Below are 23,308 nucleotides of genomic sequence, written 5' to 3'. Positions count from 1 at the left end.
GGTGCGCCGGGGACCTCGTCTATGCGTGGCAGGCACCGGTCTAGGCGGTCAGTTCCCCGGATGCCGTCACACGTCCAGTTCCGCCTCAAGCGGTGCGCCCCGGGGTGCTTGGCGCTCCGGGGACCTTCTTCATGCGTAGCAAGCAGGCGGTCGCCCCCCAGCGAACGCAGTCAATTCCCCGAACGCCGCCACCACATCCAGTTCCGCCCCGGGAGGCGCCCCGTCGAGTTCGGCGTACGCCCGGTGCAGGTTCGCGACCAGCCGCTCCGGGTCCCGGAGTTCGCGGAATCGGCCCAGTTCCGTCCGGCGGGCCAGTTCCAGCGGCGGCAGTCCGGCCCGCCAGCCGTCCTCGGCCGTATCCCGGAGCCAGCGGAGGTAGTCCAAATTCTCCTCGAACACCTCCGGTCCGGCCACCGGACCGTGTCCGCACAGCACCTTCTCCGCGCCCAGCCGCGCCAGGTCGGCGACGGCGGACAGCGAGCCGCTCAGCGAACCCATCAGCACGAACGGCGTGCAGCCGGACATCAGGACGTCCCCGGCGAACAGCACCCGTTCCTCCGGCAGCCACACCACCACGTCGGTCGTGGTGTGCGCCGGGCCGACGTGGAGCAGGCGCGCCTCGCGGTCGCCGACGTGCAGGGTCAGCTGGTCGTCGAAGACCACCGTCGGCGGCGTGACGCGGATCGGGCCCCAGTCGACGTCCGGCCAGAGCCGGGTGAGGCCGAGGCCCGCGCCGAGCATTTCGGCGCGGGTCCGGCGGTGCCCGACGAGCGTCGCGTCCGGGAAGAACTGGTTGCCGAACGTGTGGTCTCCGTGGAAATGCGTGTTGACCACCGTCCGCACCGGACCGCGGGCGAGGTCCGCGACCGCGGTGCGCAAGGCGATCGTGCGGGCGGCGGTGGCGAGGGTGTCGACCAGCGCCACCTCGCCGCCGCCGGTGAGCACGCCGGAATTGCTCACGCACCAGCCCCCGTCGGGCTGGACGTACCCGAAGATCCCGTCGGCCAGTTCGGCGAGATAAGGCGCGTTCATCGGGCGGTCTCGGCGAAACGGCCCGCGTGCTCGAGGGTGGCCCGGCTGTTGCCGCCGATGGTGCGGCGCACGAAGTCCCGCGCCTGGGCGAGCGTGGTTCCGGCCCCCAGCACGGTTTCCACCGCGTCCGGCTTGATCGCCACGGTGTGCTCGGAGGTCACCCGGCAGCGCGCGCCGGCCGCCTCGAACACCCAGCGCCCGCTGTGCCCGGACAGCAGCGGAGGCAGCGCGGTCTGCTTGTAGACGATGCTCGATTCCAGCCGGATCCGCACGGACGTGGTCGTGTGCCGGGATCCGTCCGCGCCGATCGTGCACATCGTCATCCGCTGCTCGCCGTCCTCGCCGACGGTCAGGTCGAGCCCGTCGACGTGCGGCAGCCGCGAAGGCCAGTGCTCGGCTTCGTCGATGAACCGGTACGCCAGTTCCGCCGGTCCGTCGATCCATCGTGCGTCGGAGAACTTCAGCACCGGGCCGCCGAGCGCCGCGACGCGCAGGCTCGCCAGTTCCGCCTCGCTGTTGGCGTCCAGTGCCTGGCGGATCCACGCCGACGCGCCGGGATCGTCCTCGACCGGCGTGTATTCGTGGCGCAGGTCGACCGCGGTGCCGCCGGCGACCGGCGTGAAATGCCAGCTGCCCGACATCGAGGCGATGGGCGGGCGCGACACCTCCTGCCGGAAGGAAATCACGCGTGCGGCACGGTCGATTTTGCGCCGCGAGACCCAGTCTTTGACCCGGTCGCCCGCGGTCGCCCAGATGCGGAACCGTTCCTCGGTCGCGCTGCGTTCGAGGTGGTCCACGTGGATGGTCGGGGGAAACACGACGGGCCAGTCCGCGGACTCGGCGACCAGTCCGAAGACGACGTCGGCCGGCGCGGGCACCACGACGGAATGCAGGCTGTGCTCGATCATGGCAGTGCCTTTCTGGTCGCGGACGGCTCAGCCGGCCGCGCGCGCGGCGTTGACGGCGGCGAGCAGTTCGGCGGGGGAGCGCAGGTCGGCGACCACCGCGTCGGGCACGACCACGCCGAGCCGCTGCCGGATCCGGGCCGCGGTCTCGATCACCGCGAGCGAATCGACGCCGAGCGCGGCGAATTCCGCGTCGGCGAGGTCTCCGGCCAGCTCCTCGGTCGGCCCGGCGCATTCGACGAGAATCGCGCGCAGTTCTTCCATGGTCATGGTGCGGTTCCTCCGGTAGTCGTCGGGGCGGCGCCGCTGACCACGACAGCCGCGTTGAATCCGCCGGCGCCGCGGGCGAGCACCAGGCAATGCCGCAGCCGGGTGTGCCGGGGTACGCCGGTCACGAGGTCGAGCTGGTGGCGCGGGTCGGGCCGCAGCCGCGTCCCGCAGGGGGGAAGGACGTGGTCGCGCAGGGAGAGCAGGGCGGTGGCGACGTCGAGCGGCGGCCCGCCGGAATACAGCCGGCCGACCAGCGCCTTGGGCGCGGCGACCGGCACCCCGTACGGCCCGAACACCGCGGCCAGCGCCCGCGCCTCGGCCGCGTCCGCGTCGGGAATCCCGGCGCAGTCGGCGAAAACCGCGTCGATCTCGCCCGGATCGAGCCCGGCGTCCGCGACGGCCAGCCGGATCGCCCGCTCCAGCCCGGGAGGACGGCCCGAGCCCGGCCGGGGATCGAAAGTGGCGGCGTAGCCCCGGATCTCCCCGTGTGCGCGGGCTCCGCGCGCCTGGGCGAATTCCTCGTTCTCCAGCACCAGAACCGCGCCGCCCTCGCCCGGGACGTACCCGCGGGCGCGCGGGTCGAACGGGAGATAGGCGGTGGCCGGGTCGGTGCTGTCGCTGAGCCGTCCGCTGGCCCATTGGGAAACCCACGCCCACGGATCGAGCGCGGAGTCCAGCCCGCCGCCGAGCACGAGCCCGGTGCCGCCGCGCAGCACCCGGCGGCACTGGCCGAGCGCGTCGAGCCCGCCGGCCTGTTCGGACACCAGCACCGCGCCGGGACCGCGCAAGCCGTGCCGGATGGAGATCTGCCCGGTGTTCACCGCGTAGAACCAGGCGAACGATTCGTAGACGCTCACGAACTCCGGCCCCTGCGTCCACAGTTTCCGGATTTCGCGGTGGGTGAAGGCGAATCCGCCCGCCGCGTTGGCGGTGACGACGCCGAGGTCGTACTCGGGCAGCCGAGCGGGCTCGGCCCCGGCGTCGGCCAAGGCGTCTTCGGCGGCGGCGAGAGCGAGCTGAGTGGCCCGGTCGGTCTGCTGCAGCAGATGCGGCGGAACCCTTGCGGTGGCGTCGAATCCGGTCACTTGCCCGGCGAGACGGGCGGGGTAGGTGTCGTAGTCCTTTCCGGGCAAGGGGGCGATTCCGGTGCGTCCGGCGAGTGTGGCGGTCCAGTATTCTTCGGTGCCGCAGCCGTTCGGGGCGACGATGCCGATGCCGGTGATCAGTGCGCGGGTCATCGGAGCACCGCCTGGGGGGATCGCAGCACGAGCGCCGTTTGGAACCCGCCGAATCCGCTGCCTACCGAGAGCACGGTGTCGACGCGCGTTTCGCGTGCGGTCAACGGAACATAGTCCAGGTCGCACTCCGGATCGGGTTCGTGGAGATTGGCCGTCGGCGGCACGACGTTCGTGTTCAGCGCGAGTGCGCAGGCCGCGACCTCGATCGCGCCGATCGCGCCGAGCGAGTGGCCGACCATGGACTTGATGGAGCTGACCGGGACCCGGCGGGCGTGTTCGCCGAGGCTGCGTTTGAACGCCGCCGTTTCGTGCCGGTCGTTCTGCCGGGTGCCCGAGCCGTGTGCGTTCACGTAGTCCACTTCGGACGGATGGGTGCCGGATTCGTCCAGCGCGCAGCGGATCGCCTCGGCCATCTCGCGGCCGTCCGGGCGGAGGCCGGTCATGTGGTAGGCGTTGCAGCGCGTGGCGAAACCGGTGACCGCGGCGTAGATCCGGGCTCCTCGGGCGAGCGCGTGCTCGTGGCTTTCCAGGACGAACATCGCCGCGCCCTCGGCGAGCACGAAGCCGTTGCGCGTGGCGTCGAACGGGCGGGACGCGGTCGCCGGATCGTGCTTGTCCGGCGTGGTCGCGCGGATCGCGTCGAAGCAGGCGACGGCGATGGGCGTGATCGGGGTGTCCGCCGCGCCGGCGATCATCACGTCGGCGGAGCCCTCCTCGATGAGCCGGGCCGCGTGGCCGATCGCGTCGAGGCCGGACGTGCAGCCGTCGGAGACCACCGCCGCCGGGCCCTCCGCGCCGACCGACCAGGCGACCTCCGCGGCCATCGAACTCGGCACCAGGTAGTCGAACAGGTGCGGGGTCGCGTAGCGGTGGTCGACGCTCCAGTCCCGGCCGCGTCCGGAAAGGACGAGGTATTCGCGTTCGAGGCTGGTCGCGGCTCCCACCGCGGTGCCGACGGTCACCCCGACCCGGTGCGGGTCGACGCCGGCGAATTCCAGCCCGCTGTCGGCGACGCACTGCCGGGCGGACGCGACGGCGAACTGGGCCGCGCGGTCCATCCGGCGCGTCTCCCGCTCGTCCAGCCCGGCGGCCGCCGGATCGAAGTCGCACTCGCCGGCCACCTGGGACCGGTACGGGCTCGGGTCGAAGAACGAGATGAGGCGGGTGGCGGTGCGGCCGGACGTGAGCAGGTCCCAGAACTCCTTGGCTCCGGTGCCGCCGGGGGCGAGAACCCCGATTCCGGTAATGACCGCCCGGCGTTTCATATCCGCCGCCCGGGGCGGGTTCCCGGCGGCGGAAGGGCTGGCGCTGACTGCATGGAACGGTTCCTCCGGTGAAGTGCGCGAGGACGGAAAGTGGTCGAGACCAGTTCAGGATCTCCGCGGCCGCTGGCGATTCGCTGCAATATCGGCACAGCCGCGGCGGAAAGCGTTTCGGTCAGCGGTTTCCCGCGGTTTCCCGCAGCGCGTGAGTCACCGCGCCGACCGCCGCGCGGGCGCTGCCGAGCGCCTCGAGCAGCGCCGCGCGCCGCGCCGCGGGGCCGCGGTCCGCGGGCTCGGCGTGCCCGGCCAGCAACAGGACCGCGGTATCCAAAGCGGACGCCGCGGCCCACAGCACCGGGTCGGCGGGCGTCCCGAGGCCGCGGAGCCGGACGGCCGTCCGGGTGAGCCGGGCGCGCAGTTCCGCCGCGTCCGAGGCGGGCAGCGCGGGAGAATCCGGCCGGGGTTCGGTCATCGGGACGACATCACCCGGTCGGTCCACACTGGCCCGGGGGCGGCGGGCCACGGGCCGCCGCCCGCCGGGCCGTCCCCCGCCCGCGCGGCCGGGATCAGCGCGGAGAGCCGGGCCGGCGGCCGCGCGAAGACGGTCGCGATCGGCGGATCGCTGAGCCGCGGCGGGCGCAGCGCGAGTTCCGCGGCCGTCAGCCGGCCGGGCCGGACGCAGAGTGCCCGGCTGACTCCGAGGAGGTGCGGACCGGAGTCCGCGCCGCCGGAACCGTCGCCGGCCAGGGCGATCAGATGCCAGCGGCCCGCCGGGACCGAACCCAGCGAGATCTCCGCCGACCGCGTCCGCCGGACCGCGGCGCAGGCGACCGGCGCGCCCTGCGGCACGACGGTGTCGAAGACCCCGACGATCACGTCGGCCGGGGCGTGTCCGGCGGGGACGGAGACCGTGCAGGTCACCGAGCCGGCGGACCGGGCGCCCGGCGGCTGCGCGCGGTGCGCGGCCGCGGTCAGCTCGAAGGACGGCATCATGCGCATTCCCGGGCCGACCGCGCCGAAGAGGTCGCGCACCGCGGGGTCGCGCAGCTGCGTCGGGGTCATGCCGGTCTCCCGCAGGAACCTGCTGGAGAACGTGCCGACGCTGGCGTAGCCGACCGCGGCGACCACGTCGGACACGGTCAGCGAGGTGGTCATGAGCAGCCGCTTCGCGGCGAACTGGCGGAGCGCCTTCAGATATCGGCTCGGCGGGGTGCCGGTGACCTTCTGGAACGCTCGCGAGAAGTAGAACGGACTGACGAAGATCTCCTCCGATATGCTGGCGACGGTGAGGTGTTCGGAATATCTCTCGTGAATAATCTGCAGCGCTTTATTTACGGCGTGATCGATCACGGTTCATTTCCCCCAGCTGGCGTACTCGCAGATGCCTTCGGCGTTCGTGCCTCGAACCAAGGTAGCGGAAATCGAACCCGTCGGTCAGCGAAGGAGCAGAACGGAAGAAAGCGGCATGCTAATGGGTCAGCAACGCGCCTTCCCGGATTGACGCTGCGCCGTCGGGGGGTCTGCCGTCAGCGGCCGTTCGAGGAGGGCCTGTCAATCGAACGGCCTAATATCTCGGCGCTCCGTAACGAAGTTGCCGGGTCCTCCTAACCTGATCGCTGTTACACGTTCAGCGGATGCGCTCGCGCTGTGTGACCGGTCACGCGGGGCGCCCGGCCGGTCCCAGGCGTTCGGCACAACCGGGCAAGGGCAGCGGCGAAGACGCGGCGGTTTAACTCGGCCTGAGAAGGTTCGGTGCCTGGGCGCCGACCCCTCCGGCGAAATGCGGCTATTGCCGCGAAGGACCGGGCCGTGCATTCCAGATTCCCTAGAGGAGGTTGTGTGGTGACGTCCGATCGGCGCTTCCGGGAGGAAATTGTCGACCGCGCCAACGCGGTTGTTCCGGTCTTGCGCGACAATTCTTCCTGGTCCGAGGAAAACCGCCGGCTTTCCACCGAGGCGATTGCCGCGCTGGCCGGGGCGGGACTGTTCCGGCTCCGCCATCCGAAACGTTTCGGCGGGTACGAGGCCGGGGCGCGCACGCTGGTCGACGTGGCCGCCGTGCTCGGCAGGGCCGACGGCGCGGCGGCGTGGGTGACGTCGGTGTACTGGATCCCCGGCTGGATGGCGAGCATGTTCCCGGACGAGGTCCAGGAGCAGGTGTTCGCCGATCCGGACGCGCGGGTGTGCGGCACGCTCAGCCCGAGCGCGATGTCCGCGCCCGCCGACGGCGGCATCGTCGTCAACGGGAAGTGGGGGTTCATCAGCGGCGCGCTGCACGCGGGATGGCAGGAGATCATCTCGGTGCACGTGCCGGAGGAGGGGCCGCCGCATCCGGTGGTCGCCCTCGTTCCGATGACGGACCTGCTGGTGGTGGACGACTGGCAGACCTCGGGCATGCGCGGTTCCGGCAGCGTCAGCACGGTCGCGAAGGACCTTTTCGTGCCCAGCGAACGGGTCCTGCCGCTCGCGACGGTCCTCGAAGGGAACCCGGTTTCGCCCGTCAGCGCCGCGTCGCCGATCTACCGGACCCCGCTGCTGCCGGTCGCTTCGGCCTCTTCGGTCGGTGCGGTGCTCGGCCTCGGCCGGGCCGCGATGGACGCGTTCCTCGCCCGGCTGCCCGGCCGCAAGATCACTTACACCGGCTACGAAAGCCAGAGCGCGGCTCCGCTGACCCACCTTCAGGTCGCCGAAGCCGCGCGGAAGCTGGACGAGGCCGAGTTCCACGCCTACCGGCTGGCGGACACCGTCGACCGCAAAACCGCCGGCGGGAGCGGCTGGGACCTGCCCGAACGCGCCCGCGTGCGGGCCGATCTCGGCGCGGCGGTCCGGCTGGTCAAGGAGGCGGTCGACGTGCTCGCCACCGCCAGCGGCGGTTCGTCGGTCTACTCCGACGTGCCGATCCAGCGCATCCAGCGCGACGTGCACGCGGTCAGCCTGCACGCGCTCATGCACCCGGACACCAACGACGAGCTGTACGGCCGGATCTTGTGCGGGCTCGAGCCCGACACCCTCTACCTCTAGCGGAAGGAATCCCATGACTGCGCTGTCCGAATCGGACCAGGCGGCCGTCGCCGCGCTGACCCGGAAAGTGATCGCCGCCTGGGCCTATCACGACCACGACGCGTTCGCCGACCTCTTCACCGAGGACGGCACGATGATCCTGTCCGGCGTGTACTGCGCGGGCCGGGAGAAGATCCGCGAGTTCCTGAAAGCGGCCTACCAGAACGAATACCGGGGCACCCAGGTCACCGGCCAGCCGCTGTCGCTGCGCCCGCTCGGCCGGGACGCGGCCGTCCTGCTCACCCAGGGCGGCGTGCTGCGCCCCGGCGAGAGCGAGGTGTCCGCTGCCAACGCCATCCGCGCGTCGTGGGTGGTGCTCCGCCGCGACGGCCAGTGGCTCCTGTCCGCCTACCAGAACAGCCCGCGCTGAGCCGTTTCCCGGCGAGTGAAGGAATGACGATGACTTCGACCCCGGCAGTCCGGCTGCCGCTTTCGGAATCGGCCGCGCGGGTGCGCTCGCTGGCGGCGGAGCGTGCCGCCGCCGGCGAGGCCGCGCGCAGACTCGACCAGGAGGTGCTCGACGCGATCGTCGCGGCGGGTTTCGCCCGGCATTTCGTGCCCGCCCGCTGGGGCGGGCACGAGGGCAGCCTCGCCGACGCGGGCGAGGCGGTCGCTCTCGTCGGCGAGGGCTGTGCGTCCGCGGCCTGGCTCGCCTCGGTTTTCGCTTATTCGGGGCGGTTCGCCGCCCTCCTGCCGGAGCGGGCGCAGGCGGAGGTGTGGGCCGACGGCCCGGACCGGATCCTCGCCAGCGCGCTCGTCCCGGTCGGCACGGCGGACGAGGTCCCGGGCGGCTGGCGGGTTTCCGGGACCTGGCTCTACATCAGCGGCGCCGAGGAAGCGGGGTGGGCGCTGGTCTGCGGTCCGGCGCCGGCCGGCCCGAAGCAGCCGCTGAAGGTTTTCGCGGTGCCACGCGAGGATTACGCCGTCGAGGACACCTGGCATTCGACCGGCATGCGCGCCACGATGAGCAACACCCTGGTCCTCGACGACGTGTTCGTGCCGGAACACCGGGTGTTCCCGCACGCGGTGCTGCTCGGCGGCGCGGCCGATCCGGCGCGACCCGCGTGCCACCGGACGCCGATGCGGGCGGCGGGCGGGCTGACCTTCGGCATGCCGATCGTCGGCGCGGCCACCGGCGCGCTGCGGGCCGCGACCGCCGCACAGGCGGCGAAACAGGAGCGCAGCGGCAAGCCCGACCGGCCCGCGCAGCTGGAACTCACCCGGGCCGCCGCCGAAATCGACACCGCGCGAAGGACGTTGCGGCAGGTGGCGCAACAGTGCGACCAGGGCCGGTTCGGCCGCCTGGAGCGGGCGCGGTATCCGCGGGACGCGGCGCTCGCCGTGGAGCTCGCGGCGACCGCGGTGGACCGGCTGGTGCGGCTCGGCGGGACCGCGGGGTTCGCCGACGACACGCCGATCCAGCGGATCTGGCGGGACGTCACGTGCGCGTCCACGCATCACGCGGTCCGCATGGCCACCGCGGCCCCGGCGTTCGCGGCGGCCCTGCTCGACGGGGAAGGCCGGTGAACGCGCCGTCGCTGGCCGGGAAAACCGCGCTGGTCACCGGAGCCGGACGGGGGATCGGCGCGGCGACCGCGCGGGCGCTCGGCCGGCACGGTGCGGCGGTGGCGGTCAACTACTACTCCAACGCCGAAACCGCCGCCGAGGTCGTCTCCGACATCGAAGCCGCCGGTTCCCGGGCATTGGCCATCCCGGCCGACGCCCGGGTTCCGGCGGAGGTTCGGGCGCTGACCGCCCGGACGGTGGAGGAGTTCGGCGGCGTCGACATCCTGGTGTGCAACGCGATCGGCGACACCCGGTCGCTCAACTCCCGGGTCGGCCGCTCCGTTCCGTCCTTTGTGGACTCCGACGACGGGGTCGCGCGCCTGCGCCGCGCGGTGCTCTCGCAGCTGGACGCCACGTTGACCTGCTGCCGCCAGGTAGTGCCCGAAATGCGCCGCCGAGGCGGCGGTTCGATCGTGTTCATCGGGGCGTCGGTGACGCACAACAGCGCGCCCGCGCCGGCCGAGATCGCGGTGGCGAAGAGCGCGCAGGACGCGGTCGCCCGGATGCTGGCGCAGCAGCTCGGCCCGGACAACATCCGGGTGAACAACGTCGCGCCGGGGTTCGTCCCGACCGACGCCAACGCGGGGCCGCACCAGCGGACCATCATGGAGCACATCGCGATCCAGACCCCGCTGCAGCCGAACATCCGCGCCGAGGACGTCGCGAACACCGTCGTGGCGCTCGTCGGAGACCTCGCCGCGCGGCTGACCGGGCTCTTCGTCCCGGTCGACGGCGGACTGACCCTCGGCTGAACCCCCGACCACGGAAGGGAAACGATGAACACCTTGACCAGCGAGCGGGTGCGCTCCGTGCTCGGCAGGCTGCGCGCGGGCGAGCGAAGCGGGCTCGGCGCGCTCGCGGCGGCCGGGAAGAAGATGGCCGCCCGGGCGGGCGACCGCGTGCCGTACGACCTTCCGGTGCCGGAAATGGTGGACCTCTTCGCGGAACTGCCGATCCCGGTCACCGAGGAGACCGGCCGGCTGCTGTACCTGCTCGCCCGGTTCGCCAAGGCGCGCACCGTGGTGGAATTCGGCACCTCGTTCGGGGTGTCGGCGATCCACCTGGCCTCGGCGGTCCGCGACAACGGCGGCGGCCGGGTGATCGGAACCGAACTGCACCCGGCCAAAGCGGCGGCGGCACGGGAAAACCTCGCCGAGGCGGGCTTGGCGGACCTGACCGAAATCCGCGAGGGCGACGCACTGGTCACCCTGCGGCAGCTCCCGCCGGAGGTAGACCTGCTGCTGATCGACGGCTTCCCGAGCGTGCAGCTGGAAGTGCTGCGGGTGGTGGAGCCGAACCTGCGCCCGGGCGCGATGGTGGTGGCGGACGGGGTGCCGGGCGGCGGGGAGGTGCTGCGCGCGTATCGCGAGTACGTGCGGGCGCCGGAGAACGGGTACGCGAGTGTGGAGATTCCGCTCGGGGACCGGTTGGAGATCTCCGTACGCGTGGGCTGAGCACCCGGGAAAACCGAGAAGCCGCACCGGAATCGACCGGTGCGGCTTCTCCGCGTCAGTGCGGTTTACCGGACGTGCTTGGCGACGAACGCCCGGATGTCGCCGACCAGCGCGTCCGGCTGTTCCATCGTCGCGAAGTGCCCGCCGCGCGGGAATTCGGTCCAGTGCACCAGCGACGGGACGATCTTCTCCGCCCACCGCCGGATCGGCCGCGAGACGTCCTGGGGGAAGAACGCCATCCCGACCGGCATGGCGACCGGCCACGGGCCGCCCCAGGTGCGGGCGAACTGGTCGGGGAGGCGGCCGGACTCGTAGTACACCTGCGCGCTCGAGCCCGCGGTCGCGGTGAGCCAGTACAGCGTGACGTTGGTCAGCAGGTGGTCGCGGTCGACAGCGTCCTCGGGCACTTCCGGCGCGTCCGCCCATTCCTTGAACTTCTCCGCGATCCAGGCGAGCTGGCCGACCGGCGAGTCGGTGAGCGCGTAGGCCAGCGTCTGCGGGCGGCTGGACTGGATCTTCTGGAAGCCGAACCCGTCGAGCGCGAACTCCATGGCGTGGTCCAGCCGGGCCCGCTCGCTGTCGTCGAGCTCGGCGATCGCGGCGTCGTCGGGCGGGAAGGTGACCAGCATGTTGATGTGCACCGCGGACACGTTTTCCGGCGCGGTGAGTCCGAGCTGCAGCGAGGTGAGCATCCCGTAGTCGCTGCCTTGCGCGACATACCGGTCGTAGCCGAGCCGCCGCATCAGTTCGGCCCACGCGCGGGCGATCCGGGGCACGCCCCAGCCGCCGTCCTTCGGCGGCCCGGAGAAGCCGAAACCGGGGATGCTCGGCACGACCACGTGGAACGCGTCGGCCGGATCGCCGCCGTGGCCGCGCGGATCGCTCAGCGGCCCGATCATTTCGAGGAATTCGACGAAGGAGCCGGGCCAGCCGTGGGTCAGGAGCAGCGGGACGGCGTCCGGTTCGGGGGAGCGCACGTGCAGGAAGTGCACGGTGGTCCCGTCGATTTCCGTGGTGTACTGCGGAAACTGGTTGAGCCGCCGCTCCTGCGCGCGCCAGTCGAAGTCCTCGGCCCAGTACCGGGCCAGCTCCTTCAGGTAGCCGAGCGGGATCCCGCGGGCCCAGCCGGGCCCCGGTCCGGCGTCCGGCCACCGGGTGCGGGCGAGGCGGTCGCGCAGATCGTCCAGGTCCTCCTGGGCGATGTCGATGCGAAACGGTTCCATGGGCGGCCTCCGAAAGAGTGCGAACGGGCGCAGACCCGTACCGTCCCAGCCGCCGGTCTCCCGCGACGTCTCCGGCCGTGCGCACCGGCAGCAGCGCGGGAGACGTGCCGGGCCCGCCCGCGCGGCGAGCATGGACCCGAGCGAGTCCCACCGGCGGAGGAGAAAAGGGTGGCTTCAACACCGATCCAGCCCAGCAGCAACGGTTTCACCCCCTGGCCGGACGACGCCGTCGCGCGTTACGCCGGCGAGGGGTACTGGGAGGGGCGGACTCTGGCCGAGCATTTCGCCGAGGCCGCCTCCGCCCGCCCGGACGAGATCGCGGTCGTGGACGGCGCGGTCCGGCTGACCTTCCGGGACCTCCTGGCGCGCGCGGAAACCCTTGCGGCGCACCTGGAAGAGCGCGGACTGAACGCGGACGACCGGATCGTCGCGCAGCTCCCGAACTGCTGGGAGCTGGTGGTGCTGATGCTCGCCTGCTTCCGCTCCGGGGTGCTGCCGGTGCTCGCGCTGCCGGCCCACGGGGAACACGAGATCGCGGGCATCGCCGAGACCGCCGAGGCACGCGCGCTCGTAGTGTCCGATGTGGACGGACGCAAGCAGGATCTCGCCCGCGCCGTCGCCGGCAAGGTGGCGACGATCGAGCACGTCCTGGTGGCCGGAACGACGGTACGGGACGGAAATCTGGACCTGCGCGCGCTGAGCGAACCGGTCGGCCGCACCGCGCGCCCCGCTCCCGCCGACTCGCGGGCGATCGCGTTGTTCCTGCTTTCCGGCGGCACCACCGGAAAGCCGAAGCTGATCGCCCGCACGCACGACGATTTCGCGTATTACCTGAAGCTGTGCGGGAAAAGCGGCCGGTTCGGCCCGGACACGGTGAACCTGGCGGTCCTGCCGATGAGCCACAACTTCCAGCTCGGCGGCGTGCTGGCCACGCTGCTCGCCGGCGGGCGGGTCGTGGTCGGCTCGTTCACCGCCGCCGCGGACGCGTTCGCGGCGATCGAACGCGAGCGGGTGACGATCGCCGCCGCGGTTCCGGCGATCGTCACCCGCTGGCTCGACCGCCGGGCCGAAGACCAGGCCACGGACCTCGGTTCCCTGCGGGTGCTGATGGTCGGCGGCGCGCCGATGGCCGAGGCGGTCGCGGCGCGCATCGGGCCGGAGCTGGGCTGCACGCTGCAGCACGGCTACGGCATGGCGGAGGGATTGGTCTGCACCACCCGGATCGACGCCCCGGAGGAAGTCCGGGTGGCGACGCAGGGCCAGCCGCTGAGCCCGGCCGACGAGATCGCGGTGGTGGACGACGACGGGAACCCGGTCGCGCCGGGCGAGGCGGGCCTGCTGCTCACGCGCGGCCCGTACACGATCCGCGGCTACTACCGCGCGGACGAAGAGAACGCCCGGGCGTTCACCGCGGACGGCTGGTACCGCACCGGAGACATCGTGCGGCTGCGCCCGGACGGCAACCTCGTCGTCGAAGGGCGGGAGAAGGACCTCATCAACCGCGGCGGCGAGAAGATCTCCGCGGAGGAGGTCGAGGAATTCGCCTACCGGACCGCCGGCGTGGCGATGGCCGCCGCGGTCGGCATGCCCGACCGGCAGCTCGGCGAACGCGTGTGCCTGTACGTCGTCTGCCGTCCCGGCGCGACGGTCACCGCCGACGACGTGCGGGCCGTGATGGAACAGGCCGGAGCGGCCCGGTTCAAACAGCCCGAACGCCTGGTGGCGCTGGATTCGCTGCCGGTGACCGCGATCGGCAAGGTCGACAAACGCGCGCTCCGGGCCGACATCGCGCGGCGGCTCAGCGACGAAGCCGGGCTGGCCGGGAAGTGGTCGGTCACCGTGCTCGAACAAAGCTCGCGCCGCACCGTCACGCGGCACGGGGTGTTCACCTTCGCCCCCGACGGCAAGGGCGAGGTCGCGACCTCGACCGGGTTCTCCGGGGCCATTTCCTGGGAGCGGGACGGCGACGGCATCCGCTTCGAGTTCGACCACGGCCTGCGCCGCGGCTGGGAAGTCCGCGGCTCGCAGCGGGGAGTGTTCGGCGGCGATTCCTTCGGCTCGCACGGCGAGGTCCGGGTCTTCGACGCCGACGGCGCGGCGGTCGAGGTCTTCCAGTCCGTGATGACCGCCGTCCGGCAGCACGGCTGATCCGGAACCGACGAAGAGGAAGGACCTCACCGATGAGCCGGTATCTCGGCGACCGCGCGATCGTGCTGGGCGGCGGCATGGCCGGCCTGCTGGCCGCGCGCGTGCTCGCGGACCGCTACCCCCGGGTGCTGGTGCTCGACCGGGACGCGCTGGCCGGAACGGCCGACGCCCGGCGCGGGGTGCCGCAGGGACGGCACGCGCACGCGTTGCTGGCCAGGGGACAGCAGATTCTCGAACAGCTGTTTCCCGGCCTGCTCGCCGAGCTGACCGCGTCCGGCGTGCTCAGCTGCGACCTGGCGGGCAGCCTGCGCTGGTATTTCCACGGCCGCCCGCTGCGGCAGGCCCAGTCCGGGCTGCTGAGCGTCTCGGCGACCCGGCCGGAGCTCGAAGCGCACGTCCGGACGCGGGTCGCCGCGCTGCCGGGCGTCGAACTGCGGGAGCGGACGGTGATCCATGGCATCGTCGGCGACGGCGGCCGGATCACCGGCGTCCGGGCCAGCGCGGCGGATTCGGAAGCCGAACCGGAAACGCTGCGCGCCGACCTGGTGGTCGACGCGACCGGCCGCGGCAGCCGCGCGCCCGCGTGGCTGGCCGACCTGGGCTATGCGCGCCCGCCCGAGGAGAAGGTCAAGATCGACCTCGCCTACACCACGCGATTGTTCAAGCTGGCCAGCGATCCCTACGGAACCGATTTGTCGATCAATTCCGTCGCGTCGCCAGCCAATCCGCGCGGGGCGTTCTTCGCGAAGCTGAACGACCAGGTCGCCATGCTGTCGCTCACCGGCATGCTCGGCGACCACCCGCCGAGGGACGACGAGGGTTTCCTGGACTTCGCCAAATCCCTTTCCGCGCCGGAGATCTACGAGACGGTGAAGGATTCCGCACCGGTCGACGACGCGGTCACCTTCCGCGTCCCGGCCAGCGTGCGGCGGCGGTACGACCGGCTTTCCCGTTTCCCCGAAGGATTTCTCGTCATCGGCGACGCGGTCTGCAGCTTCAACCCGGTGTACGGCCAGGGAATGACGGTCGCCGCGATGGAGGCGCTCGTGCTGTCCGAGCACCTGCGCGCGGGCCCGCCCCGGCCGCTCGCCTACTTCCGGGAACTCGTGCCGATCGTGGACGTGCCGTGGGAGATCTCCGCGAGCGGCGACCTAGCGTTCCCCGGGGTGAGCGGCAAACGGACGCTGAAAACCCGCGTCGGCAACGCGTACATCGCGAAGCTGCACGCGGCGGCGCATTCCGACAGCCGGTTCACCGAAGCGTTCTTCCGGGTCGCCGGACTGGTCGACCCGCCGCAGGCGCTCATGCGCCCGCGGCTCGTGGCGGCCGTGCTGCGCGCGGCACGCCGTGCCAAGGACTGAAAAAACCCGCCCGTCCGCACTGCACCGGGGCTGCCCGGATTCGGAGGTATGCACGTGAAACAGTTCATCGGCGACCGGGCGATCGTCGTCGGCGGGAGCATCGTCGGCACGCTCGCGGCCAGGGTGCTGTCGGAGTCCTACCGGGAAGTCGTCGTGGTGGACCGGGACAAGGTGCTCGGCGTGCGCGAGGTCCGCCGCGGCGCGCCGCAGGCCGCGCACGCCCACGCGTTCCACAGCCGCGGGTTCCGGATCGTGCACGAGCTGTTCCCCCGGCTGCCGGAGGAACTCGAACGCGCACAGGTGCCGGTGCCCGACCTCGGCGAGATGCGCTGGTATTTCAACGCCCGGCTGCTCCGCCAGACCAAGACCGGGCTGCGCTCGATCGGCGCGCTGCGGCCGGTGGCCGAGGACATCCTGCGCTCGATGACCGCCGCGCTCCCGAACGTGACCTACCGGGAAGAGACGGAACTCGCCGGCTACCTGGCCGATGCCGGCCGCGACCGGATCGAGGGCGTGCGGCTGCGCGGTTCGGCCGCCGGATCGGCCGCGTTCGACCTGCACGGAGACCTAGTCGTGGACGCGACCGGACGCGGTTCGCGCACCCCGGCGCTGCTGGAGCGGTTCGGCTGCGAGCGCCCGCCGGAGTCCCGGATGCGGATCGGGCTCACCTACACCACGCGGCTGTTCCGCCGCCCGCCCGGAGTCCTCGAGGACACCCAGTCGGTCAACCCGGTGGCCTCGCCCGCCCATCCCCGGGGCGCGTTCTTCGGCCGGGTCGGGCCCGAGACGTGCATCCTGTCGCTCACCGGGATCCTCGGCGACCGGCCGCCGACCGACCCGGAAGGATTCCTCGCCTACGCGAAATCCCTGCCGGTTCCCGAGGTGTACGAGGCCGTGCGCGACGCGGAGCCGACGACCGACGCGGTGTCGTTCAGCTTCCCGGCGAGCGTGCGCCGCCACTACGAGCGGCTCACCCGGTTCCCGGACCGGCTGGTCGTGCTCGGCGACGCGGTGTGCAGCTTCAACCCGGTCTACGGGCAGGGCATGACGGTCGGCGCGATGCAGGTCATGGCCCTGCGCGAACGGCTGGCCCAGGGCACGCCGCCGGATTCGCTCGGGCTGCGCCAGGACGTCGCGGCGGCGGTGGACGCCCCGTGGGCCATTTCCACCGGCGGCGACCTCGATTTCCCCGGGGTGCCCGGGGAGCGCACGCCGGAAGTGGTGGAGGGCAACCGGTTCCTGGCCCGGCTGGCCGCGGCGGCGACCGAGGACCCGGTGCTCACCGAAGCGTTCCTGAAGGTCGCCGGGCTCGTCGCGCCGCCGGACTCGCTGATGAGCCCGGACGTCGTCGCCCGCGTCGACCGGCACGTCGCCGCGTAACGGCGTCCCGTGGCGGAATCGATTCGTTCGCTTGGAAAAGGCGGTCTTGGCATGCAGAAGAAATGGGCGTCCGCGGCGACGCTCCTGGCGGGTTTCGCGCTGATCCGCACCCTCGCCCGGCGCCGGCTCGGATTCGGGCGGCGGCCGGGCTGGCGGAGCCCGGGCAAGGGCGCCAGCCGGAACAGCAGGAGCATGGCGTGACGACGGTTCTCGGCATTTCCTGTCATTTCCACGACGCGGCGGCCGCGATCGTCCGGGACGGCGAGGTCGTGGCCGCGGTCGAGGAGGAGCGGTTCTCCCGGCGCAAGCACGACGCCTCCTTCCCCGCCGCCGCGATCCGGCATTGCCTCGACGCGGCCGGCGTTTCCGGGGCCGACCTCGACCTGGCGGTCTTCTACGAACGGCCGCTGGCGAAGCTCTCCCGGACCGTCGCGACCGGGCTCGCGTCCTGGCCGCGCGGCCGCGGGGTGTTCCGGCGCAGCCTCGCTTCCTGGGCGGACGAACGGATCTGGATCCGGTCGACCATCGCCGGGACGGTCGGGGTTCCGCCGGGCAGGATCCTGTTCTGCGACCACCACGTCGCGCACGCCGCCAGCGCGGTGTTCGCCTCGCCGTTCTCCGACGCGGCGACCCTCACCGTCGACGGCGCCGGCGAATGGGCCACCGCGACGATCGGCCGCGCCTCGACGGATCTGGCTCCCGGCGTCCGCAACAGCCTCGAACTCGATGCGGCGCTCGAATTCCCCGATTCTCTCGGGCTGTTTTATTCGGCGCTGACGCAATACCTCGGTTTCGAGGTGAACGAAGGAGAGTTCAAAGTCATGGGGCTGGCCGCGTACGGCCGCCCGCGGTTCCGCGAGGAACTGGCCAAGGTCTGCCGGATCGCCGAGGACGGTTCGCTGTCGCTGGACATGCGGTACTTCGAGTTCCACCACAGCGACCGGCGCGGGTTCAGCGACCGGCTGATCAGCCTGCTCGGCCGCGAACCCCGCGATCCGGCGCGGCAGATGGACATCGACGCGGCCACCGGCCGGATGAACACCCCCACCGACCGGCACTACGCCGACGTCGCGGCCTCCGTGCAGCAGCTGTGCGAGGACGCGGTGGTCGCGATGGCCGACGCCGCGCACCGCGCGCATCCTTCGCCGAACCTCGCGATGGCCGGGGGAGTAGCGCTCAACGGACTGGCGAACGCGGCCGTGCTGGCCCGGACTCCGTTCGAGAACCTGTACATCCCGCCCGCTCCCGGGGACTCCGGCGCCGCACTCGGCGCGGCGCTGCACGGCTACCACGTCGTGCTCGGCCAGCCGCGCAAGTACATCGGCCGCGACGCCTACCTCGGTCCGGGTTACTCCGACGCCGACATCGCGACCACGCTGGCCGGCTGGGGCATCGCCGCCGACGAGGCCGACGACGACCGGCTGCCCGACCTGGTGGCCGGGGAAATCGCCGAGGGCCGCGTCGTGGGCTGGTACCAGGGCCGGTCGGAATGGGGCCCGCGGGCGCTCGGCCACCGGAGCATCCTGGCCGACCCGCGGCCGGCCGGGATGAAGGCGCGGATCAACGAGAAAGTCAAGTTCCGGGAACAGTTCCGGCCGTTCGCGCCGATGGCCGCCGCGCGCGCGGCCGACCGGCTGTGCGCCGGCCCGGTGCTGCACGATCCGGCCCGTTTCATGCTGCTGGTCCTCCCGGTGCTGCCCGAGGCCGAGGCGGACCTCGGCGCGGCGAGCCATTTCGGCACCGCCCGCCTGCAGACGGTGCACCCCGGCCAGGACCCGCTGCTGGAACGGCTGCTCGACGCCGTCGAAGTCCACAGTGGACAGCCAGTGCTGCTCAACACGTCGTTCAACCTGAAAGGGGAGCCGATGGTCGAAAGCCCGGCGAACGCCATCTCGACATTCCTGCGAAGCGGTCTCGACACGCTGGTGATGGGGCATCATGTGGTCAAAAAGAGTTGATTCGGCAATCCTCGGCGGGCGTTACGAGGCCGCGCCGCAGCTGGAAACCTACGACGGGCTCGAGCCGAGGGTGCACCCGTGGGTCGCGATGTCCGCGCCGCGCGAGGTCCGCACCCCGGTGGTTTCGACGGACTACCAGGGCTTCCGCCGCACCCCCTGCGGCTCCGGCACCGTGGACAGCGCGACCCCCGCGGCCGACGGCGTGGTGCTCGGCGGGTCTTTCGTCTTCGGCGTCGGCGCCGAATCCGACGCGGAGACCCTGCCCGCGCACCTGGCCCGGATCACCGGCCGGACCTGGCGGAACCTGGGCGTCCGCGCCGGCACGTCCACCCACGAGCTGGTGGCCGCGCTGCCCTTCGTGGAGGGCGACCGGCAGGTCGTGGTGTGCTCCGGGGCGAACAACCTGATCGCCGCACTGCAGACCGCCCGGCCGCACGACGTCTACGGTCCGCTGTTCTTCGAGGAAACCCTGCTCAAGGTCGGCGCGCGCTCGATGCACGACGTGGCCGCGCTGATCGACGGCCAGGCCCGCCCGAGCCGGGGCGGCAGCCCTGACGTCCCGCCGGCGGAGGGCGTCGACGTCGGCACCTTCGACCAGCGGCGCGGACAGGCCCTCGAACGCCAGCTGCGCGACCTGCGCCTGCTCACCCGGCTGGCGGGCGGCCCGGAACAGGTGCTGTTCTGCGCGCAGCCGTTCGTGGACAAGAGTTCCCGCTCGGCGGTGCCGGAGGAGCAGCCGCTGCTCGGGCTGCACGACCGGCAGCTGGGGGAGTCGTGGGAGCGCATCCGCGAGTACGCGCTGGCGACGTGGCCGCGCTACACCGAGGAACTGGGCAACCGGTGCGCCGCGCTCGGGATCCCGTTCGTGAACCTGCCGGCGAGCGCGTTCCGCGGCTGGAGCTTCGTGGACCGGCTGCACTGCCGCGGCGAGGGCTACCGGCAAGCCGCCGAACGCCTGGCGGCCGCCCTGTGATGCGGCTGCTGGACCTGCTGCTGCGCCTGCACGCACGGTGGGCGTTCGGGCGGCGGGCGGGGCGGACCGGGCGGGAGATCGAGGTTCCGAAGGACAACGTTTACCCGCTTTGGTGAGCGGGATGGGGCGGGGCGGGAGGCCGGGTGGTCTTCCGTCCCGTTTTCGCGTTGCGGTGCAGGCGAAAACGCCCGACCAGCGGCCCAGGTGAGCGCCTTCGCCGAGATGAGCGCTGGCGGCGGAGGAGAAACCGCGCGGGGCCCGTAGCGATTCCGGGTCGTTCCCCGCTGCCGAACGTTGGGCGCGGGGAGTTGCGGCGGGGACCCGTAGTAATTCCGGGCGGCTCCCCGCTGCCGACCGTCGTCGACCGTTGCGGCGCAAGCGAAAAAACTCGGCGATCAGGCCCTGCCGAGCGCGGTCGCCGAGCTGTCCGTCGTCGGCGGGCAGCATCGGCGCGGGGAGTGCGGGCGAATCGCCGCGGCGCAAGCGAAAACGCCCGGCCGGCGAACCCGGCCGAGCGTTCCCGCCGAACGATCCTCAGGCGAGGAAGAACTTCTCCAGCAACGGAGCCCCCACCGCCTGCGGGAACATGTGGCTGTGCCCCTCCAGCACCAGATGCTCGGCCCGCGGCAGCAGCGACAGCAGCTCCGCGCAAGCCAGCCGCTGCCACTCCGGGCTGTCGCCGCCTTCCATCATCAGGGTCGGGACGTCGACCTCGCGCACCACGTCCGCCGGGACCGAGCCGTCGCCGACGATCACTCGTTCGTAGACCAGCGTGTGCGCCAGTCCCTCGATCACCGGCCACGCCGGGTGGTTGCGCATCCGCTCGACGAAGCCGTCTCCGTTGCCGACCGCCTCCTTCTGGAACATCACGATCGCCTCCTCGCGGCGGCCGGCCGCGATGAGCGCCTTCAGCCGCTCCAGGTAGTCGGCCGGGGCCGGGGCCTTGCCGCCGCCCACCGAATAGGGCGGTTCGTACAGCGCCAGCTTCCGCATCGGGACGCCGCGCGCGGCCGCGTGCATCGCGAGGATTCCGCCGGTGCAGTTGCCGAAGACGAACGCGGGTTCGCCGATCGAGCCGAGGATCGTGGCGAGGTCGTCGATCTCGAGGTCCATCGTGTAGTCGTCCGCGTCGCTGTCGCCGCTGTCGCCCCGGCCGCGGCGGTCGTAGTTGAAGACGGTGAACTTCGGCGAGAGCAGCTCGACCAGCTTGCCGAACATCACCCGCTGGTTGAGCCCGCCGCTGATCACGACGACCGGCGGGCCGTCGCCGGTGCGCTCGACGGCGATCAGGGTGTCGTCGGAGGAGGCGAGGGTCGCCAGCGCCGGGGTCGTGCGGTCGGTGTGCTGTGCGGTCACGTTCCTTGCCCTTCTACTTGATTGCGATGGGGTTGACCGGGGAACCGGCGGCCCGGGTCACCGGAAGCGGCGGCGCGGCGAAGAAGAACTCCCAGACGCCGTCGCCCCGGCAGTCCTCGGCGAGCGCCTCGAGGTCGAGGATTTCGCACAGCGACATGCCCATGTCGCGGATCAGGACCAGGTGCACGTTCAGCAGCACCTCGGGAAACTCCCCGGGCAGCACCTCGATCGCCCAGTTGTCCGAACCGACCGCGGCGACGTCACGTTCGCGCAGCCATTCGCAGCACCGCTGGCCCAGCCCCGGCTCGCCGGCCATGAAAGCCGCGGCGTCGCGGTCGGCGAGGAATTTGCGCCGCCAGCCGGTGCGGAACAACAGGATGTCGCCGGGGCCGACCGACACGCCCTGCGCCGCGCACGCCTCGTCCAGGTCCTCCGGCGTGATCACCGTGCCGGACGGCAGCCAGTCCACGCCCTTCAGCGCGGCGATGTCCAGCAGCACTCCGCGCCCGGCGATCCCGTCCGCCTGCTTGTCGATCGAACAGTGCGCGGCGCCCTTGACGGTGATCCGGTCCGCCGGGAAACCGTTGTACATCAGGTCGTCGTAGTAGACGTGGGCGAGCGCGTCCCATTGGGACGCACTCTGCAGCGGCATGAACAGGTAGTCGTCCGCGTAGCGGAAACCGCCGGGGAAAAGCTGTTCCGCTCCGGTTTCCGCCATCAGGTGCACCGGGTTGACCCGGCCGGTGCCCGGCTGCGGGCCGTCGGAGCCGAGCGGGATGCCGAGGCCGAACACCGCGCCCCGGCGGACCAGCCCGGCGGCCGCGACCAGGCGTTCCGGCGTGATCAGGTTGACCGTGCCCCGCTCGTCGCCGGGACCCCACCGGCCCCAGTTGCTCAGCCGCGCCCCGAGCGCGCGGAAGTCCTCGCTCACCGGCCGGCCTTCCCGGTCGCCGTCCGGCGGAACTTCCGCACGTCGGCGACGAACAGGTCCGGCTCCTCGAGCGCGGCGAAGTTGCCGCCCCGGTCGAATTCGCTCCAGTGCACCAGGGTCGGGAAATCGCGTTCGGCGAACCGGCGGACCGGGACGAACGGCGCGCGCGGGAACACCGCGATCCCCAGCGGCGGCGCGATCGGGTCGTACCGGCCGGTGGTGACGTTGATCGGCAGGTAGTCGGCGATCTCGCAGTAGAACTGGGACGACGACGCCCCGGTCCGGTTCAGCCAGTAGCTCATCACGATCGTGAGCATCCGGTCGCGGCTCACCGCGTCCTCGGGGACCTGGGCGGAATCCGTCCAGTCCTTGAACTTCTCGACGATCCAGGCCAGCTGGCCGATCGGCGAATCGGTGAGGCCGTAGCCGACCGTGTGCGGGCGGGTGGCCATGAGCTTCATGGAACCGGCCAGCTCCCTGCCGAACCGCGCGTTCTGGGCCAGCGCCGCCTGCTCGCGGGGAGTGAGCACGGCGGTCTCGGCGGGATCGTCGCCCGCCGGGGTCGTCGGAAGGGTGTTGAGGTGCACGCCGACGAGGTGCTCGGCGTCCTCCGCGGCCAGCGCCAGGGTCACGCCGCAGCCGAAATCGGCCGCCTGGGCCAGGTACCGGGAGTAGCCGAGGTCGCTCATCAGCCGCGCCCACGCCCGCGCGACCCGGGGGCTGTCCCAGCCGGTTTCGCCCGGCGGCGGGGAGAATCCGAAGCCGGGGATGGACGGGATCACCAGGTGGAAGGCGTCGGCCGGATCGCCGCCGTGCGCGCGCGGGTCGGTCAGCGGGCCCAGCACGTCGAGGAATTCCGCGACCGAACCCGGCCAGCCGTGCGTGACGATCATCGGCATGGCGTCCGGTTCGGGGGACCGCACGTGCAGGAAGTGGATGTCGGCCCCGTCGATCGAGGCGAGGAACTGCGGGACCGCGTTGAGCTCGGCCTCGGCGGCGCGCCAGTCGTACTCGCGGCGCCAGTAGTCGGCCAGCTCGCGCAGGTACCCGGCCGGGACCCCGCGTTCCCATCCGACCTCGGGAAGCCGGTCCGGCCACCGGGCGGCGGCGAGCCTGCGGTGCAGATCGTCCAGGTCCTCCTGGGCGGTTTCGATCCGGAACGGATGCATGCCGGTGTTCTCCTTCGCGTCG

22 protein-coding genes are annotated in these 23,308 nt (G+C 72.1%); 11 read left to right on the top strand and 11 right to left on the bottom strand.

The features are described 5' to 3' along the window. Positions 1 to 129: 129 nt before the first annotated feature. From F9C12_RS08840 to F9C12_RS08810, 7 genes are all read right to left on the bottom strand, one after another. Complete coding sequence (locus F9C12_RS08840) at positions 130 to 1,032, bottom strand: MBL fold metallo-hydrolase (protein WP_409465502.1); 903 nt, start codon at positions 1,030 to 1,032, stop codon at positions 130 to 132. Then, entirely contained in the window at positions 1,029 to 1,940 is a 912-nt protein-coding gene (locus tag F9C12_RS08835; RefSeq protein WP_409465501.1) for an aromatase/cyclase, read from the bottom strand. The genes F9C12_RS08840 and F9C12_RS08835 overlap by 4 nt, the downstream gene beginning before the upstream one ends. Positions 1,941 to 1,967: 27 nt before the next feature. Beyond that, a complete protein-coding gene (locus F9C12_RS08830; protein ID WP_409181505.1) occupies positions 1,968 to 2,207 on the bottom strand; it encodes an acyl carrier protein in 240 nt (79 codons plus the stop codon). Beyond that, positions 2,204 to 3,445 carry a ketosynthase chain-length factor gene (locus tag F9C12_RS08825; RefSeq protein WP_409465500.1) on the bottom strand — a complete coding sequence of 414 codons (1,242 nt, stop codon included), beginning with the start codon at positions 3,443 to 3,445 and terminating at the stop codon, positions 2,204 to 2,206. Before F9C12_RS08825 ends, F9C12_RS08830 begins: the two co-directional genes overlap by 4 nt. Next, a complete protein-coding gene (locus tag F9C12_RS08820; RefSeq protein ID WP_409181503.1) occupies positions 3,442 to 4,710 on the bottom strand; it encodes a beta-ketoacyl-[acyl-carrier-protein] synthase family protein in 1,269 nt (422 codons plus the stop codon). The genes F9C12_RS08825 and F9C12_RS08820 overlap by 4 nt, the downstream gene beginning before the upstream one ends. A 172-nt stretch (positions 4,711 to 4,882) precedes the next feature. Further along, positions 4,883 to 5,179 carry a hypothetical protein gene (locus F9C12_RS08815; RefSeq protein WP_409465499.1) on the bottom strand — a complete coding sequence of 99 codons (297 nt, stop codon included), beginning with the start codon at positions 5,177 to 5,179 and terminating at the stop codon, positions 4,883 to 4,885. After that, a complete protein-coding gene (locus F9C12_RS08810; RefSeq protein WP_409465498.1) occupies positions 5,176 to 6,057 on the bottom strand; it encodes a helix-turn-helix transcriptional regulator in 882 nt (293 codons plus the stop codon). Before F9C12_RS08810 ends, F9C12_RS08815 begins: the two co-directional genes overlap by 4 nt. A 489-nt stretch (positions 6,058 to 6,546) precedes the next feature. Between F9C12_RS08810 and F9C12_RS08805 the strand changes: the two genes are divergently transcribed. Genes F9C12_RS08805 through F9C12_RS08785 form a run of 5 tightly spaced genes read left to right on the top strand, consistent with a single transcriptional unit; the run spans position 6,547 to position 10,787 of the window. Further along, on the top strand, positions 6,547 to 7,728 hold the full coding sequence (locus tag F9C12_RS08805; RefSeq protein ID WP_409465497.1) for an acyl-CoA dehydrogenase: 1,182 nt from the start codon (positions 6,547 to 6,549) through the stop codon (positions 7,726 to 7,728). Between the two features lie 13 nt (positions 7,729 to 7,741). Further along, on the top strand, positions 7,742 to 8,137 hold the full coding sequence (locus tag F9C12_RS08800; RefSeq protein WP_409465496.1) for an SgcJ/EcaC family oxidoreductase: 396 nt from the start codon (positions 7,742 to 7,744) through the stop codon (positions 8,135 to 8,137). Between the two features lie 29 nt (positions 8,138 to 8,166). Then, positions 8,167 to 9,294, top strand: coding sequence for an acyl-CoA dehydrogenase family protein (locus F9C12_RS08795; protein WP_409465495.1), 1,128 nt, complete (start codon positions 8,167 to 8,169; stop codon positions 9,292 to 9,294). Beyond that, complete coding sequence (locus F9C12_RS08790) at positions 9,291 to 10,085, top strand: SDR family NAD(P)-dependent oxidoreductase (RefSeq protein ID WP_409465494.1); 795 nt, start codon at positions 9,291 to 9,293, stop codon at positions 10,083 to 10,085. Before F9C12_RS08795 ends, F9C12_RS08790 begins: the two co-directional genes overlap by 4 nt. A 24-nt stretch (positions 10,086 to 10,109) precedes the next feature. Then, positions 10,110 to 10,787, top strand: a complete 678-nt coding sequence (locus tag F9C12_RS08785; RefSeq protein ID WP_409465493.1) for an O-methyltransferase — start codon at positions 10,110 to 10,112, stop codon at positions 10,785 to 10,787. 65 nt (positions 10,788 to 10,852) lie between these two features. Here F9C12_RS08785 and F9C12_RS08780 read toward each other — a convergent pair whose 3' ends face one another. Continuing rightward, positions 10,853 to 12,010 (bottom strand): epoxide hydrolase family protein, encoded by a 1,158-nt coding sequence (locus F9C12_RS08780; protein WP_409465492.1) that lies wholly within the window; start codon positions 12,008 to 12,010, stop codon positions 10,853 to 10,855. Positions 12,011 to 12,178: 168 nt separating this feature from the next. Between F9C12_RS08780 and F9C12_RS08775 the strand changes: the two genes are divergently transcribed. From F9C12_RS08775 to F9C12_RS08750, 6 genes are read left to right on the top strand one after another with little or no spacing between them, the layout of a single operon-like run. Next, on the top strand, positions 12,179 to 14,158 hold the full coding sequence (locus F9C12_RS08775) for a (2,3-dihydroxybenzoyl)adenylate synthase (RefSeq protein WP_409465491.1): 1,980 nt from the start codon (positions 12,179 to 12,181) through the stop codon (positions 14,156 to 14,158). A gap of 32 nt (positions 14,159 to 14,190) precedes the next feature. Then, positions 14,191 to 15,519: an NAD(P)/FAD-dependent oxidoreductase gene (locus F9C12_RS08770; protein WP_409465490.1), complete on the top strand. Its 1,329-nt coding sequence runs from the start codon at positions 14,191 to 14,193 to the stop codon at positions 15,517 to 15,519. Between the two features lie 54 nt (positions 15,520 to 15,573). Next, complete coding sequence (locus F9C12_RS08765; protein ID WP_409465489.1) at positions 15,574 to 16,899, top strand: FAD-dependent oxidoreductase; 1,326 nt, start codon at positions 15,574 to 15,576, stop codon at positions 16,897 to 16,899. A 51-nt stretch (positions 16,900 to 16,950) separates the two neighbouring features. Next, positions 16,951 to 17,100: a hypothetical protein gene (locus F9C12_RS08760; RefSeq protein ID WP_409181491.1), complete on the top strand. Its 150-nt coding sequence runs from the start codon at positions 16,951 to 16,953 to the stop codon at positions 17,098 to 17,100. Further along, complete coding sequence (locus F9C12_RS08755) at positions 17,097 to 18,857, top strand: carbamoyltransferase (RefSeq protein WP_409465488.1); 1,761 nt, start codon at positions 17,097 to 17,099, stop codon at positions 18,855 to 18,857. The genes F9C12_RS08760 and F9C12_RS08755 overlap by 4 nt, the downstream gene beginning before the upstream one ends. Then, the gene (locus F9C12_RS08750; protein ID WP_409465487.1) at positions 18,838 to 19,830 is read left to right on the top strand and encodes a hypothetical protein; all 993 of its coding nucleotides are present in this window, start codon (positions 18,838 to 18,840) and stop codon (positions 19,828 to 19,830) included. The genes F9C12_RS08755 and F9C12_RS08750 overlap by 20 nt, the downstream gene beginning before the upstream one ends. A gap of 534 nt (positions 19,831 to 20,364) precedes the next feature. On the opposite strand, the gene F9C12_RS08745 is transcribed toward F9C12_RS08750, so the two are convergent. Genes F9C12_RS08745 through F9C12_RS08735 form a run of 3 tightly spaced genes read right to left on the bottom strand, consistent with a single transcriptional unit; the run spans position 20,365 to position 23,286 of the window. Then, positions 20,365 to 21,186: an alpha/beta fold hydrolase gene (locus tag F9C12_RS08745; RefSeq protein ID WP_409465486.1), complete on the bottom strand. Its 822-nt coding sequence runs from the start codon at positions 21,184 to 21,186 to the stop codon at positions 20,365 to 20,367. Positions 21,187 to 21,199: 13 nt separating this feature from the next. Continuing rightward, the gene (locus F9C12_RS08740; protein ID WP_409465485.1) at positions 21,200 to 22,117 is read right to left on the bottom strand and encodes a cyclase family protein; all 918 of its coding nucleotides are present in this window, start codon (positions 22,115 to 22,117) and stop codon (positions 21,200 to 21,202) included. Continuing rightward, positions 22,114 to 23,286, bottom strand: a complete 1,173-nt coding sequence (locus tag F9C12_RS08735; RefSeq protein WP_409465484.1) for an epoxide hydrolase family protein — start codon at positions 23,284 to 23,286, stop codon at positions 22,114 to 22,116. The genes F9C12_RS08740 and F9C12_RS08735 overlap by 4 nt, the downstream gene beginning before the upstream one ends. Positions 23,287 to 23,308: the final 22 nt, after the last annotated feature.

The sequence above is a fragment of the Amycolatopsis sp. GA6-003 genome, from assembly GCF_046267895.1.
In the GTDB taxonomy this organism is placed as follows: Bacteria; Actinomycetota; Actinomycetes; order Mycobacteriales; family Pseudonocardiaceae; genus Amycolatopsis.
The sequence above is the reverse complement of the archived record's forward strand: the minus strand, read 5'-3'. Positions and strand labels throughout refer to the sequence as shown.